The organism is Segatella salivae DSM 15606, assembly GCF_000185845.1.
GTDB lineage: Bacteria > Bacteroidota > Bacteroidia > Bacteroidales > Bacteroidaceae > Prevotella > Prevotella salivae.
In genome coordinates this window covers 262,141-277,747 of the sequence record NZ_GL629647.1, presented here as the reverse complement: position 1 = coordinate 277,747, position 15,607 = coordinate 262,141, and the positions used below count along the sequence as shown (strand labels likewise).

13 protein-coding genes are annotated in these 15,607 nt (G+C 39.7%); 10 read left to right on the top strand and 3 right to left on the bottom strand.

From position 1 onward, the window contains the following. Nucleotides 1-310 precede the first annotated feature (310 nt). Together uvrA and HMPREF9420_RS01225 are read right to left on the bottom strand one after the other, a co-directional pair. Nucleotides 311-3,142: an excinuclease ABC subunit UvrA gene (gene uvrA, locus HMPREF9420_RS01230; protein ID WP_044078656.1), complete on the bottom strand. Its 2,832-nt coding sequence runs from the start codon at nt 3,140-3,142 to the stop codon at nt 311-313. A 61-nt stretch (nt 3,143-3,203) separates the two neighbouring features. Then, nucleotides 3,204-3,890, bottom strand: a complete 687-nt coding sequence (locus HMPREF9420_RS01225; protein WP_007133566.1) for a gliding motility-associated C-terminal domain-containing protein — start codon at nt 3,888-3,890, stop codon at nt 3,204-3,206. Nucleotides 3,891-3,997: 107 nt separating this feature from the next. On the opposite strand from HMPREF9420_RS01225, the gene HMPREF9420_RS01220 reads away from it, so the two are divergent. From HMPREF9420_RS01220 to HMPREF9420_RS01175, 10 genes are all read left to right on the top strand, one after another. Further along, nucleotides 3,998-5,128 (top strand): type 1 periplasmic-binding domain-containing protein, encoded by a 1,131-nt coding sequence (locus HMPREF9420_RS01220; protein ID WP_044079010.1) that lies wholly within the window; start codon nt 3,998-4,000, stop codon nt 5,126-5,128. Between the two features lie 27 nt (nt 5,129-5,155). Then, nucleotides 5,156-5,914, top strand: coding sequence for a porin family protein (locus HMPREF9420_RS01215; RefSeq protein ID WP_007133564.1), 759 nt, complete (start codon nt 5,156-5,158; stop codon nt 5,912-5,914). Nucleotides 5,915-5,934: 20 nt separating this feature from the next. Next, nucleotides 5,935-7,485 carry a peptide MFS transporter gene (locus HMPREF9420_RS01210; protein ID WP_007133563.1) on the top strand — a complete coding sequence of 517 codons (1,551 nt, stop codon included), beginning with the start codon at nt 5,935-5,937 and terminating at the stop codon, nt 7,483-7,485. Between the two features lie 262 nt (nt 7,486-7,747). Beyond that, nucleotides 7,748-8,440 carry a DUF6630 family protein gene (locus HMPREF9420_RS01205; RefSeq protein WP_007133561.1) on the top strand — a complete coding sequence of 231 codons (693 nt, stop codon included), beginning with the start codon at nt 7,748-7,750 and terminating at the stop codon, nt 8,438-8,440. Between the two features lie 126 nt (nt 8,441-8,566). Continuing rightward, a complete protein-coding gene (locus HMPREF9420_RS01200; RefSeq protein WP_007133560.1) occupies nt 8,567-8,989 on the top strand; it encodes a PaaI family thioesterase in 423 nt (140 codons plus the stop codon). Then, a complete protein-coding gene (locus tag HMPREF9420_RS01195; RefSeq protein ID WP_007133559.1) occupies nt 8,986-9,990 on the top strand; it encodes a chorismate-binding protein in 1,005 nt (334 codons plus the stop codon). The genes HMPREF9420_RS01200 and HMPREF9420_RS01195 overlap by 4 nt, the downstream gene beginning before the upstream one ends. Further along, nucleotides 9,977-11,629, top strand: coding sequence for a 2-succinyl-5-enolpyruvyl-6-hydroxy-3-cyclohexene-1-carboxylic-acid synthase (gene menD, locus HMPREF9420_RS01190; RefSeq protein WP_007133558.1), 1,653 nt, complete (start codon nt 9,977-9,979; stop codon nt 11,627-11,629). Before HMPREF9420_RS01195 ends, menD begins: the two co-directional genes overlap by 14 nt. Nucleotides 11,630-11,631: 2 nt before the next feature. Then, nucleotides 11,632-12,459, top strand: a complete 828-nt coding sequence (gene menB, locus HMPREF9420_RS01185; RefSeq protein ID WP_007133557.1) for a 1,4-dihydroxy-2-naphthoyl-CoA synthase — start codon at nt 11,632-11,634, stop codon at nt 12,457-12,459. Further along, the gene (menC, locus tag HMPREF9420_RS01180; RefSeq protein ID WP_007133556.1) at nt 12,459-13,490 is read left to right on the top strand and encodes an o-succinylbenzoate synthase; all 1,032 of its coding nucleotides are present in this window, start codon (nt 12,459-12,461) and stop codon (nt 13,488-13,490) included. Before menB ends, menC begins: the two co-directional genes overlap by 1 nt. A 7-nt stretch (nt 13,491-13,497) precedes the next feature. After that, nucleotides 13,498-14,475, top strand: coding sequence for an AMP-binding protein (locus HMPREF9420_RS01175; RefSeq protein WP_007133555.1), 978 nt, complete (start codon nt 13,498-13,500; stop codon nt 14,473-14,475). Here the strand turns inward: HMPREF9420_RS01175 and aroB are convergent. Beyond that, complete coding sequence (aroB, locus tag HMPREF9420_RS01170) at nt 14,452-15,498, bottom strand: 3-dehydroquinate synthase (RefSeq protein WP_007133554.1); 1,047 nt, start codon at nt 15,496-15,498, stop codon at nt 14,452-14,454. The genes HMPREF9420_RS01175 and aroB overlap by 24 nt on opposite strands. Between the last annotated feature and the right edge of the window lie 109 nt (nt 15,499-15,607).

The following is a 15,607-nucleotide window of genomic DNA, read 5'->3' as shown; positions in this document are numbered from 1 at the left end:
TATAGGTCTAATTGTCTCGTAATCAGTTATATTTCATGCTATGAAATAATACAAAACACAAGGTAAAATGACGCTTATTACAAAATGAATAGTATCATACGATGAAATGGATGTTTTTTATTCGTTTCTACAATAGTTTGTAAGGACATTTCAAAGCATATAAGTTCATCTTTTATTTAAGCTGTTTTGAAAGCTATTATGATGTGGATTACATTAAAAAAAACACTGATTTCATCGGTCATTTCCACACACATTTAAGCGTCGTCAATACCAAATGAAATCAGCGTTTATTACTCGTTTTATTTTACTTTCAAGCCTTTTTTAATACATTTGCCAAGAACTTGGGCGTATATCCCAATTTACTCTTTGCCACTTCTTCGGGAGTTCCTGTTGAGAGAATCCTTCCTCCACCTCGTCCTCCCTCTATACCGACATCAATAATATAGTCAGCCAGCTTGATAACATCCAAGTTGTGTTCAATAATTATCACAGTGTTACCTCGGTCAGTAAGCTTTTGAAGCACATCCATCAGTATGCGGATATCTTCAAAATGAAGACCTGTCGTAGGCTCATCTAAAATATAAAGCGTTTTACCAGTATCTCTTTTAGCCAGTTCTGTGGCTAACTTTACACGCTGGCTTTCGCCACCTGAGAGCGTAGTTGAACTTTGTCCGAGTTTAATATAGCCTAAGCCAACATCTTGAAGTGTTTTAATTTTGGGTAGAATACTTGGTACATTCTCAAAGAATTCCACGGCTTGATTAATGGTCATATCAAGCACATCAGCAATTGATTTGCCTTTGAATCTCACCTCAAGTGTTTCGCGATTATAACGCTTTCCATGGCAAACCTCACACGGAACCATTACATCTGGCAAGAAATTCATTTCAATTGTCTTATAACCATTACCTCCACAAGCTTCACATCTGCCTCCTTTCACGTTGAAAGAAAAGCGTCCTGGTTTGTAGCCTCTTATCTTTGCTTCTGGTAAATTGACGAAAAGATTGCGGATATCATTAAATACTCCCGTGTAGGTTGCAGGGTTACTACGTGGTGTTCTACCAATAGGACTTTGGTCAACATTTACCACTTTGTCAACATTATCAATACCTTCTACCTTATCGTATGGCATAGGTTTCTTCAACGAACGATAGAAATGTTGTGAGAGAATGGGTTGAAGAGTCTCGTTAATTAATGTTGATTTGCCCGAGCCCGATACGCCGGTAACGACTATTAACTTACCTAATGGAAAGTCAACATCAACATTTTTCAAGTTATTTCCCTTTGCTCCATAAATTGTTATGTGCTTACCATTTCCTTGACGGCGCTCAGTTGGAATCTCAATCTTGCGTTCACCATTAAGATAGTCAGCAGTAATCGTATGTTGTTTCAGCATGTTTTTTGGAGTGCCTTGAAACACAACTTCACCACCTTTGCGTCCTGCTTTCGGACCAATATCTATAATCCAGTCGGCAGCACGCATCATATCTTCGTCGTGTTCAACTACAATGACAGTGTTACCAAGGTCTCGTAGCTCTTTAAGTGAACGGATAAGACGATCGTTATCACGTTGATGTAGCCCTATACTTGGCTCATCAAGGATATAGAGTACATTGACTAATTGGCTTCCTATCTGTGTAGCTAAGCGGATACGCTGGCTTTCTCCTCCCGAGAGAGTGGCGCTTTGTCTATTTAAAGAGAGATAGTCGAGTCCCACTTCCAATAGGAAATTTACACGTGTTCGAATTTCTTTAAGAATCTCTTTGCCTATCTTTTTTTGCTGAGGATCCATGTGTTCCTCTACATGTTCAAGCCATTCTTCAAGATCATTGATATCAAGATTGGCAACTTCAGTTATGTTTTTGTCCCAAATGCGATAGGAGAGAGCCTCTCGATTAAGTCGTTGTCCCTTACATTCTGGGCACGTTGTGGTTGCCATAAATTGGTCGGCCCACTTCTTACCGGCTGCAGAGTCATCATTTTCCATCACAGTTTGTAGATACTTTATAATGCCATCAAAGGCTACAAAGTAATCTGATGACGTGTGAACAAGACTTTTATCTATCTTCAAATTCTCCAAACTGCCATATAAAATTTCGTTTACGGCCTCCTGGGGAATATCTCTGAATGGTGTTTTTAGATTACATTCAAAGCGCTGGAGGATAGCTTCTATCTGCCAAAATATCATTTGGTTTTTATACTTTCCCAATGGAGCGATGGCACCATCTCTGATACTTAACTTATCATCGGGAATGACTTTCTTGAGATCTATCTCATTAACATAACCCAAACCCTTGCATTGTGGGCATGCCCCTTCAGGCGAATTAAAAGAGAATATATTTGGTGCAGGGTCTTTATATGATATTCCCGATGTAGGACACATCAATCGTTTGGAGAAGAATTTCGCTTCGTTTGTATCCTTATTTAATACCATAATCAACCCATCTCCCTGCTTCATAGCACTCTGAATGCTTTTTGTCAGCCGTTCATGGGACACATCTTCGACGATCATCTTGTCGATAACAACCTCTATATTGTGGTTTTTATAGCGATCAGTCTTCATGCCTCGTGTTATCTCTTGTATTTCCCCATCTACTCGAATATATATATATCCCTTGCGTCGCATACTTTCAAATAGTTCGCGATAATGGCCTTTACGATTTCGAACAAGTGGAGCCAAGATATAAATACGCTTACCTATATAGTCGGTTGTTATCATTTCGATGACCTTCTCTTCGGTATATTTCACCATTTTCTCGCCCGTTGCATAGCTATATGCCGTTCCTGCCCGTGCATATAGTAAGCGGAGATAGTCATAAATCTCTGTAGTTGTACCGACAGTTGACCGTGGATTCTTGTTGGTTGTCTTCTGTTCAATACTGATTACGGGGCTAAGACCAGTAATTTTATCAACATCTGGCCGTTCCATATTCCCAAGAAAATTTCGTGCATATGCTGAAAAAGTCTCAATATATCTGCGTTGTCCTTCGGCAAATATGGTGTCAAAGGCTAATGAAGACTTACCAGAACCGGATAATCCCGTAATAACAGTGAGTGAATTTCTGGGAATTTGCACATCAATATCTTTTAGATTATGAACACGTGCGCCCCAAACGTTTATATATTTATCTTCGTTTTCCATTAAAAAATTTCTGTATATAATGTTTCTTGAATACTCTTTTATTTGTTTTTTCTCATCTTTTCTAAGGCTGACCAGACTCAGTATATCCACGAAGCAAGTTCACATCACGTTTTATTTTATAGTGTTTGCCATCAGCTCCATGGGCATCAACAACAACAAAATAAACCCCATCGTTAACGGCTTTGCCATGGAATTTCCCATCCCAACCACCATAAATATCATTCCATTCATAGAGTTTCTGTCCCCATCGGTTATAGATTGTGGCATGAAAATCTATAATACTGCGACTATTGGGTTTGGCTTGGTAGATATCATTAATGCCATCACCATTCGGAGAAAAGGCATTTGGCATCTCAAGTTTACTTTCTGACAACGTAATTGAAATCGGATCACAAAGCTGTTCTATAGTATCAGTGCCGTGAACAAACTTTGCATAGAGTACAACCTTATGTTGCCCCGATCGGTTAAATGTATAAGAAGTGTTCTCTTCATACCTTAAAAGGTAAGGCTTTTGCTCACTGTTATGATAGAAACGCCATTCATAATAGGCATCCCATCCTGTCGAATGTAGGGGATTAGCCATAAAAGATGCTTGCACAGGAGCCTGCCCATTGTATTCTCCTTCGCTTTCATTTCCTTCACTATCCCTTACAGATAGTGTCGGCGAAACTATCGGATTGTCATCAGCAATGACATGCAAACTATTTGCGATGAACAAGAAAAGCAAAGCCAATACCTTTATTTTCATTTTGTTGTTACTATATTTTTGCAAAGTTACTAAAAAGAAAAGACAAGATATTGTGTAATGACATATTTTTTGTATTTTTGCACTTGTAACTTTAATATTTTATGAAGATGAAGTTGATAAATAAGTATATATTGCTCCTTATGCTTGCGCTTATAGGGTGGACTACAAGTAAAGCTGTAAACAACAATACCATTTCAGTCGGTGTTATGTTGCCACTCCATCAAGTAGATGGTGATGGTAAACGTATGGTTGAATATTATCGGGGAATGCTTTTGGCTTTCAACCAGCTGAAAACTGAAGGATATCATATTGATGTTCATGCATGGAATGTTAATATTGACGCTGATATTAAGACAACATTACTTGATCCTAATGCAGAGAAATGTGACGTTATCTTCGGTCCTTTGTATAGCAAGCAAGTTAAACCTCTGGCAGATTTCTGTAAAAACAAAGGCATTCGTCTGGTGATTCCCTTCTCTATTACGGGCAATGATGTAGCATATAATAGCAGCATCTTTCAGATTTACCAAGACGAAACACGTCTAACAAACGCTACAGTACAAGCATTCATTGAGCGATTTGCTAAATGTCATCCTGTGTTTGTTGACTGTTCAGATGCTACAAGCAAGAAAGGCACGTTCACATCTGCACTCCGCAAAGAACTCGATGTAAAGGGAATACGTTATAATCTCACCAGTCTAAAATCAGATGACAATGCATTTGCCAAAGCTTTTGTCAAAGGACAAACAAATGTTGTTATATTAAATACAGCACGCTCTCCTGAATTGAACGAGACTTTTGTTAAGTTAGAACGTCTTGATCAGTTACATCCGGGCACGCTGATTAGTTTATTTGGTTATACAGAATGGTTGATGTATGCTCCTTATGACTTTAATCATTTCTGCAAATATGACACGTATATCCCTTCAACCTTTTATTATAATGCCTCCTCTTCAAGTACAACAGCATTGGAAAGTAGCTATCGCGCCTGGTTCCATGAACCTATGTTGCAGGCTTTACCACGTTTTGCCATCATGGGATATGACCATGCAGAGTTCTTTGTTCGGGGCTTAGCACAATATGGGAAGAAATTTCTTGGCAGTAAATGGCAGCAACCTTACAAGGCATTGCAAACGCCTTTGAAGTTCGTTCCCGTAGATAATGGTGGGCGAATCAATTCTACCTTTGAACTAATTCATTACCTTTATAATGGTAATGTTGAAAGTATTGCTTATTGATTTTAGTCAGCCTTGCTAAAGAATTATATGAAATTACAATCTAAGATAATAGGTATAGTACTCCTGACTTGCTGTTTTTATCAAAACGTTCAAGCGCAGATAGGTGAACACCGGGATGATTTCTCTGTTGGTTTCAATGGTGGTTACGTGATGAGTAGCGTGGGATTTGTGCCCAAAGTGAACCAAAAACAGCATGGAGGAATGACGTTTGGACTCTCACTTCGATATAAAAGTGAGAAGTATTTCTCTACACTTTGTTCCATAGCAGCAGAAGTAAACTATGCACAATTGGGCTGGAAAGAAGATATCGTTGATGCTCAGGAGCAACCCGTAGTTAATGCAATAACGGGATTAACTGAACAATATAGTCGTACGATTAATTACATTCAAGTTCCTATTTTTGCTCATCTCGCATGGGGAAAAGAGCGTAAGGGGATGAATTTCTTTGTAAATTTAGGTCCTCAATTTGGGTTTATGATCAATGAAAGTACTAAGATGAACTTCGACTTTAACCAGCGAAACACACATGATCGTGTTAATCCTGTTGTGGCACAAGATACGATGCAGGTAGAAAAGAAGTTTGATTATGGTATTGCTATAGGTTTAGGTGGAGAATATAGTCATCCTAAAGTTGGGCACTTTCTACTCGAAGCGCGTTACTATTATGGTTTAGGCAATATCTATGGTTCATCAAAACGTGACTTCTTTTCAAAGTCAAACTATGGTAATATCGTTATAAAAGCTACATATCTCTTTGATATTCTCAGAACGAAAAAACCGAAATAATCACAATAAAAGTAAATAATATGTTTGAAAATCAACCGAAAGGACTCTATGCTCTGGCTCTTGCCAACACTGGTGAGCGCTTTGGTTATTACACCATGTTAGCCATCTTTGCGTTATTTATGCAAGCAAAGTTTGGATGGACTGAGTCACAAGCAGGACAAGTTTATGCCATTTTCTTGGCTGTAGTCTACTTTGCTCCCCTCTTAGGGGGTATCTTAGCAGACAAGATTGGCTATGGAAAGTGCGTGTCAATTGGCTTTGCTACCATGTTCTTGGGATATCTTGGACTTGCTATTCCCACGGGTGCTGACAGTGTAGGTAAAGTCGCAATGTTTGCTGGCTTGGCTTGTGTGTCATTGGGAACAGGCCTTTTCAAGGGTAATCTTCAAGTGCTTGTAGGAAATCTTTATGATAGTCCGAAGTATTCAAGTAGCCGAGATTCTGCTTTCAGTCTATTTTATATGGCCATCAATATCGGTGCAATGTTTGCACCATCTATGGCAAAATGGATTACCAACCTCTATCTTGGACAGTATGGTTTCGTTTATGATGCAGGCAATTTCGATCCTGCTTACCTCAAGGCGCTTTATGGTGCATATGGTCTTTGCTTTGGCGTAGCTTGTATTTCACTTATTTTGTCAGCGGTTATCTATTTTGCTTGTCGCAGTTGGTTCAAGCATGCTGACATCACAGCTAAGCAAGCTAAGGGGACGGATCAGCAGGTAGAAGAACTCACTCCGAAACAAACAAGAGACCGCATACAGGCTCTTTTACTTGTTTTTGCAGTCGTAATCTTCTTCTGGATGGCTTTCCATCAGAATGGTTCTGCACTAACTTTCTTTGCAAAGAAATACACAAACCTCAGTGTTTTAGGGCCCATGCGAATATGGTTTAATATTTTTAGTCTCGCACTTATTGCCCTTTCTGTATATACAGGCTTCTCCGCTTTCCAGGCAAAGAAGTCAAACACCAGGATGATTTGTGGCATTGTAACATTACTTGCATGGGGAGGCGCATTGGCTCTCTTTATGAATATGAGCAATCCTACAATGGCTCAGCCTTCGGATTTCCAACAGTTCAATCCATTCTTTGTAGTCGCCTTGACTCCTTTTAGTATGCTTTTCTTTGGTGTTTTAGCAAGAAAAGGACACGAAATTAGTGCTCCGTCTCGTATCGCTTGGGGTATGTTAGTAGCAGCATTAGGCTTTGGCGTCATTACATTGGCATCAACCAATCTGATTTCTCCTATGGATTTGGGCGATAAGACACAAAGCATTCTTTCACCGAGTTGGTTGATTTCTACCTATTTCACCTTGACTTTGGCCGAACTTCTGCTTTCGCCAATGGGTATATCTTTTGTTAGTAAGGTTGCACCTCCTAAGTATAAAGGTTTAATGATGGGTGGATGGTTTGTGGCAACAGCTATTGGTAACTATCTCAGTTCAATTCCTTCAATGCTTTGGAATCGTGTTCCTTTGATGGCAAACTGGGGAATTCTAATTGCACTTTGCCTTATTAGTGCTCTCGTTATGTTTGCTTTGTTGAAGAAACTCAATAGAATGACGGCGTAATGAAAGCTGTATAAAAACGATAAGAAAAGAGGTAGTATGGTTTAATGAATATATTACCTCTTTTTGTTTTGAGTCAAATCATGCAGCATTTTAAGTCTAATTATCGAGTGTTTCGATACAAATTACAAGCTGTTTCGATGCAGATTACAACAGGTTTTTCAGCACAATAAAAAAACATTCAACTTTATAATCAAAATAGAAACGAATATTCCAGGGTGGGACTAAAGTTTCTTCTTTATATAAGATTCTTAAATTTAAGCGTATGAAAGATTTTCTTGCCAGTGCCTTTATGTGGATTGTATGTCTCCTTTTAACCATAGCTTCGGTATGGGCCATGGTCAACAATTTCCAAACAGGTCATTACTTTATTGCCTTTATAGGGGTATTCGGAGTACTGCTCTTTGGTATTCCTCTTATCTCTCTCCTCATGCCAACGACTAAAGACGAAGAGAAGAGAGAATCAGCACAAGTAACTGTTATTCCTCTTCCTACGAATAAGCATGATTTAGAGGTGCTTGCCAGCCAATTAATTGATGATGATAAGTCGCTTATGCAAGTTATTCAGGAGAGTTTTGTGAATCCCCAAACGTTCTATGAACATAAGGCTAAGACTGCAAATAATGATAGTATAGATTATGAAGCATTTTGGTTAGACTCGAAAGATGATATCAAGACTTTGACCAGTATAGGCATGTTATATCTACTTTCAGAGGCAAATGTTGTAAGAAATGTTGACCCTAAAGAAGGACTTGAAGACTTTTTATGGAATGTTGAAAGTCTTGTGCGTATGAAAAAGCATCATTTGACAATAGAAACTGCGTTGCTTCACGAAGGACTTGATATTCCTCATTGTTGTGATATCATTAATAACCAATGGCAATCTTCAGGCTATCAACTCGCATTAATAGATACTGATAGCAGTGATTACACGATAACAGTAATCCGAAAGCTATAAAATAGGCTTATCATGTGTTTGGAAAAGGGGGAGGAAAAACGTGGTATCACGTAATTTTTCCTTTCTGTTTGCGCGCTTTCTAATTATTTTATGTATATTTGCATAGGTTGATAAAATCAACAAACTATGGATGTAGAAAAGATTAAAAAGATGCTTCGCAAGCATGATGGGCTTTCCAATACGTTGGGAATGGAGTTTATTTCAACTCCAGAACCAGACACTTGTAAGGCTACAATGAAAGTTGACGAACGCAACAAACAAGCTTTTGGTTTCCTTTCTGGAGGCGCTTCACTCGCTTTAGCCGAGAATTTGGCTGGTGTAGGAAGCATAGCTTTGTGTCCAGGAAAAATCTGTGTGGGCATCAATGTCAATGGAAGTCATGTCAAAGCAGTGCTTGAAGGTGATACAGTTACCGCTGTTGGCCGTCTTCAATCAAAAGGAAACACCTTGCATGTATGGCACATTGATATCACAAATTCAGCCGGAGAGTTGATTTCTACCGTTCAAGTCACTAATTACATCATGAAATCTTCTGCTCCAAAAGTATGAGTTCTTTTGTCGCATATAGGCTTCCTGAAGCCAAAGATTATGTATATATTCGTTCGCAAAAGGCCCCAATTGTTCTTTCCACCTATACAGAATTAGTAGGAAAGGAGGGCTTTGTTGTCGCACCATTTGCAATTTCGGAGTCTACACCTTTATTGTTGATTCAGGCCGATAGCATTGATACTAAGACGTGTTTTGCAGATAATCTGATAGCGAGAAGAATAAAAAAGGAGAATGAAGACCCTTTAAGTTATCATTCTGATTTCGAAAATTTTCATGCAGAATTACTTAATCACCACTTTCAAAAGATTGTGTTGTCACGCCATGTTGATGTAAAATGCGACACGACACCAAACCCAATGCATTTATTTTTGAAAGCTTGCGCTCTCTATCCTCACCAATTTATTTGCTTAGTTTCAACCGAACAAAGCGGTACTTGGCTAATGGCTACCCCTGAAATATTGGTTGAACAACAGGACAAAGAATCTCCTTGGCACACTATGGCTTTGGCTGGAACAATGCGCAAAGATGGACCTTGGGATGAAAAAGATTGCAGAGAACAAGAATATGTAGCTGATTATATCGAACAATGCTTAGCAGATTATGCTACTGATATCTATAGAAGTCAACCTTATACACGTAAAGCTGCAACTTTATATCATCGCTGCAGTGACTTCGAATTTAGGTTGAAAGATGGCGTATCAATAGGAAATGTTATCTCAGCACTGCATCCTACGCCTGCAGTATGTGGTATACCAAAGCATGAAACCCAAGCATTTATCATGAGAAATGAATCTCATGATCGTGAATATTATAGTGGTTTTTGTGGCCCACTGCATCTGAACGGCTCTTCGCATCTATTCGTTTCGCTGCGTTGTATGAAACTTGTTGGCGAACGTTGCAGGCTATTTTCAGGCGGTGGTTTATTGGATCAGTCAGACGAAAAGCATGAATGGAGGGAGACAGAATATAAGTTAAACACAATGATGGATGTTCTCAGATAAAGATAATATAAATATATTAACGAGTCTTCTCATAACTCACGGAGTGCGTTATGCTGTTATTTGTCCAGGAAGTAGAAATGCTCCTATTGTGCATAATTTAGCTTCTTGTGGTCAGATTAAATGCTACCCAGTTACAGATGAGCGTAGTGCTGGCTTCTATGCTCTTGGACTTTGTCTGGCTGTTAATAGTCCAGTAGTTGTTTGTGTGACAAGCGGAACAGCATTGTTAAACCTTGCACCTGCTGTTGCAGAGGCCTTTTATCAGAATCTTCCTTTGATAGTTGTGTCGGCAGATAGGCCACTTCAATGGATAGATCAATTGGATGGGCAGACACTTCCGCAAGCAAATATCTTTGGAAACTTTGTCCGTAAAAGCGTTAATCTATTAGAACCAACAGACGAAGAGCATCATTGGTACTGTAATCGCTTGGTGAATGAAACACTGATAGAATGTGTAAAGGGGAGTTGTGGCCCTGTACATATCAATGTTCCTATTACCGAGCCCTTGTATCAATTCAATGTAAACGTTTTACCAACAGAACGCAAAATTGAACTCTTATCAGTGTCTTCTATAGATGAAGAGTCGTTAAAGCTACAGCTTTCTCCTTTGTTTAATTCAGTAGGCAAGGCTGAAAGACCCTTAATTATTATTGGACAACAGAAGCCTTCAGCCTCATTAACTATTGCACTTAAGCGTTTGCATGCACAGCAATATGTTGTACTTTATGAGCCGTTGAGTGTTGAGCGAGGTGAGGGTTACATTGAAGAAATGATGCAACTCATTGGTGATGACAAAGCATTCTTACCTGATTTTATCTTGTATATCGGTGGGCATCTTGTGAGTAAACGTGTCAAACAGTTTTTGAGAAAGACTCGAAATGCAGAATGTTGGATTGTCAATTCAGAAGGTGTTTTGTATGATACGTTTATGAACTTACACGGCGTTATACAAGCAGATTCTAATGCTGTTTTGTCCGCTTTGCCCTGTAAAGGCGAGACCGAATGGTTTGAACAATGGGAAAACCTAAAGCAAAAGGCACGCAAACATCGTGTGGAGTTTCAGCCTCAATACTCAAGTATGTTGGCTGTAAAGCAGTTTGAAACACTTATAAATCAAGTCGAATCAGAATGTGTTGTGCATTATGCCAATAGCACATCTGTACGATTAGGTTGCATCTACGCACAACATTTTGTATTCTGTAATCGTGGAGTTAACGGAATAGAAGGCTCGTTGTCTACAGCTGCAGGCTATTCATTGGCAACAAAGCAACGTGTCTTTTGTGTGATTGGAGACTTGAGTTTCTTTTATGATCAAAATGCGTTGTGGAATCAAAATCTTGGTGGAAACTTCAGAATCCTATTGTTAAACAATGGTGGTGGAGGCATTTTCAGTAAGTTTGAAGGCCTAAAAGATAGTCCTGTTCGACAGCAAATGGTTATGGCAGAGCATACCACAACTGCAAAAGGAGTATGCCATGACAACCACATTCGATATCTTTCGGCAAACAATGAGTCGTCATTAGAGCAAGCACTTCATGCCTTGGTATTCGACAATTCGCCACAACCAATGCTATTAGAAGTCTTTACTGATGTAAAAAATGAAATGAAAATATATCAAGATTACTTTAGAACAATATAATCATGGAACAAAGAAGATGGGAAAAAATCAAAGGAGTTGACTTTAAAGAAATCCTTTTTGAGCACTACAATCATATTGCAAAGATTACCATTAACCGTGAACGCTATCGCAATGCCTTTACTCCTTTGACCACATGGGAGATGAGTCAGGCTTTTAGTTACTGCCGGGAATGCCAAGACATTCGTGTGGTATTGTTGACTGGAGCAGGCAATAAAGCCTTTTGCGCAGGTGGAGATATGCACGTGAAAGGACGTGGAGGTTATGTAGGAACAGACGGAGTTCCTCGCCTGAATGTACTCGATGTTCAAATGCAAATACGCCGTTTACCGAAGCCTGTGATAGCAATGGTCAATGGATTTGCTATTGGAGGAGGGCATGTTTTACATGTGATGTGCGACTTAACGATTGCAAGTGAGAATGCTATTTTCGGTCAAACAGGCCCGAAGGTTGGTTCATTTGATGCTGGTTTTGGAGCCAGTTATCTTGCACGAATCGTAGGACAAAAGAAGGCAAGAGAAATCTGGTTCCTGTGCAAACAATATAGTGCAAAGGAAGCCGAAGCAATGGGATTGGTTAATAAGGTCGTTCCTTTTGAACAATTGGAAGACGCATGTGTGGAATGGGCCGAAGTCATGATGCAGCATAGTCCGCTTGCACTGAGGATGATAAAAGCAGGACTTAATGCCGAACTTGATGGCCAAGCTGGTATCCAAGAACTTGCTGGTGATGCCACAATGCTTTATTATACCATGGATGAAGCGCAAGAAGGTGGAAAGGCCTTCCTTGAGAAGCGCAAACCCGATTTTGATAAATATCCTCAGTTCCCCTGATGAAACATATTGAGATTTCTAAACGAATATTTCATTTCAAGCAACCCGCCGGTACGTCACGCGGTATTTATACAACCCGTCAAAGCTATTTCCTGACCTTAACAGATGACGGCATGACTGGCATAAAGGGAGTGGGAGAGTGTGCACCCTTACCCAAACTTTCGTGCGATGATTTGCCGGATTATGAAACCATCTTACATCAAATTTGTAAGTTGGTTGAGTCAACCGACCAGATTCCTTATGCTTTGTTACGTCCTTATCCAAGTATTCTTTTCGGTTTAGAAACTGCTTTTGCTCAGTTGAAAGCACATGGCAGCACTATGTTGTTTGATACACCTTTCGGACGAGGAGAAGAAGGAATACGCATTAACGGCCTTGTGTGGATGGGAAGTTTTGACGAAATGGCTGAGCGTTTGGAAGCGAAATTGCGACAGGGTTTCCATTGTGTAAAGCTGAAAATTGGTGCTATCGATTTTGAAAAAGAAATAGAACTCATTCGCCATATTCGCGAATCATTTGATAAACGTCAAGTCGAATTGCGTGTTGATGCCAATGGAGCCTTTACGCCAAAAAACGCTTTACAGCACCTTGAAACATTGGCAAAATATGATATTCACTCTATTGAACAGCCCATAAAACAGCATCAATGGGAAGATATGGCCCATCTCTGCGCTGCCTCACCACTGCCGATAGCCTTAGATGAAGAACTCATTGGAGTGAATGTTGCGGCAATGAAAGAGGCTCTGCTCGACACCATTCGACCACAATATATCGTTCTCAAACCCAGCCTACATGGTGGGATGCGTGGCACGGAAGAGTGGATTCAACTTGCTAATGCACGTGGAATTGGGTCATGGATAACAAGTGCATTAGAGAGTAATGTAGGGCTAAATGCTATTGCACAACTTTGTGCCAAGGTATATGGCCCACACGTTTCTACACCTCAGGGTTTGGGAACGGGCCTATTGTTTACAGACAATATCACCATGCCGCTAACGATTAGAGGGGATGAAATGTGGATAACCCAATAACAATCTTATGACATTAGATGCATTTCTAACTTCGTGGAATGACTCCACCGACCGCGTTTTGGTTCATACAAGCGGAAGCACTGGCAAGCCAAAGCCGATGTTTGTTGAAAAGAAACGTATGCTCAGCTCTGCCCGAATGACTTGCGATTTTCTTGGTTTGCAGCCAGGCGACCTTGCCTTTCTATGTATGCCGTTAGATTATATTGCAGGCAAGATGATGGTTGTCCGTAGTATTGAGCGCCAATTAGAGCTTCAAGTTGTAGAACCCACAGGCCATCCTTTGAAAGGAATAACAGTCGATTCAAACCGGCATTCTTTGGCTGCCATGGTTCCATTGCAAGTGTATAACACCCTACAAGTGGCCGAAGAAACTGAACAACTAAAACATTTCACACATCTGATTATTGGCGGCGGAGCCATAGACACCCAATTAGCCGAATGCTTAAAAGACTTTCCCAACTATGTTTGGAGCACGTATGGAATGACCGAAACGCTTTCACACATTGCGCTGCGCCGTTTGAATGGTCCTGAAGCTACTGAATGGTATAAACCTTTTTCTAATGTCAGTGTGGCGATAAACAACGACGGCTGTCTCGTTATTAATGCACCTTCTGTTCACGCTGGCCCACTTGTCACCAATGATATAGCAGAAATAAACGAAAACGGATGCTTCAAAATTTGTGGTAGAAAAGACAATGTTATCTGTTGTGGTGGCATAAAAATCCAAATAGAAGAAGTTGAGACTGCATTAAGACCATGGCTTAAGCATCCATTCATGATAAGCAAACGACTTGATCAAAAATTTGGAGAAATAATGGTGCTACTGACCGAAGACTCCGAGCTCTCTGTTGTGAAAGACATCTGTTTGCAAAGACTTCCGAAATACAGGCAACCCAAAGCTTATGTTCATGTAGCGAGTTTGCCTATGACCGAAACCGGTAAGCCCGCAAGAGCTAAAGCATTAGCCCTCGCGAAAGAAATCTAAAGTTTCTTTTATTTCATCCTTCGTTGCGGTTTGATTGATGTGTATGTCTCCAATCTCTCCCAGCAACGTAAAGTTGATAATGCCGTTTCTATTCTTTTTATCATGTGTCATCAGCGTTATAAGCTCATCATAATCATCACATGTAATGGGCAAATAACCAAAATGCTCTCGAATAAAACGCACAGTTGTTCTCATTTTTTCCGTAGGGAAACCTGATTTGATACAACTGAGATAAAGTTCACATATCATACCATAAGCTACGGCATAGCCATGAAGAATGGGCTTTCTACTAAGCGACCAACTTTCAAATGCATGTCCGAAAGTATGCCCAAAATTCAAAGCTTTACGAATATTCTGCTCATGTGGGTCTTGTTCAACTATCTTTTCTTTCACCTGAATAGACTCGCTAACCATACGTTGAAGCTGTTCAAAATCAGGACTGAACAAAGAAAAACTGATAAGCTCTTTCCACATCTTTTCATCTGAAATAAGTCCATGTTTCAGCATTTCTGCATAGCCGGAACAAAGATTCTTTGAGTCAAGAGTTTTTAGAAACAGAGTATCAATCAGCACAAATCGGCTGTCATTAAATACGCCAATCTCATTCTTCAATCCATTAAAGTTTATTCCCGTTTTCCCTCCAACAGAAGCATCAACCATCGCGAGTAAAGTCGTTGGTATGTTAATGAAATTAATACCACGTTTGAAGGTTGAAGCTGCAAATCCACCTAAATCAGTAACCATTCCTCCGCCAAGATTCAGCAAACACGATTGACGCGTACCACATTTATCGCTCAATATCTTCCACACATTCATGAGTGAATCAATATCTTTATGAGTGTCGGTGGCCTCAATGGTTATCAAAATGGGCTTATAGCTTTGCAACATTTTCTCAAGCTTTGGCCAACAAAGTGCATAAGTCGTTTTATCCATAAGAACAAAAAGCTTATCACACGCACACGAAATGAGTGCACAGGAAAGTTGTTGCTCAATAGCTTTTGAAATGATAATTCTGGATTCCATGATTCGTTTATTTGTTACAATTACAAAAGTATCATTTTTCTAATACTCCACAAAACATTCTATATGTTATTTGAAAAGCACATTATCTTATCCTTTTAAATTGGCATTC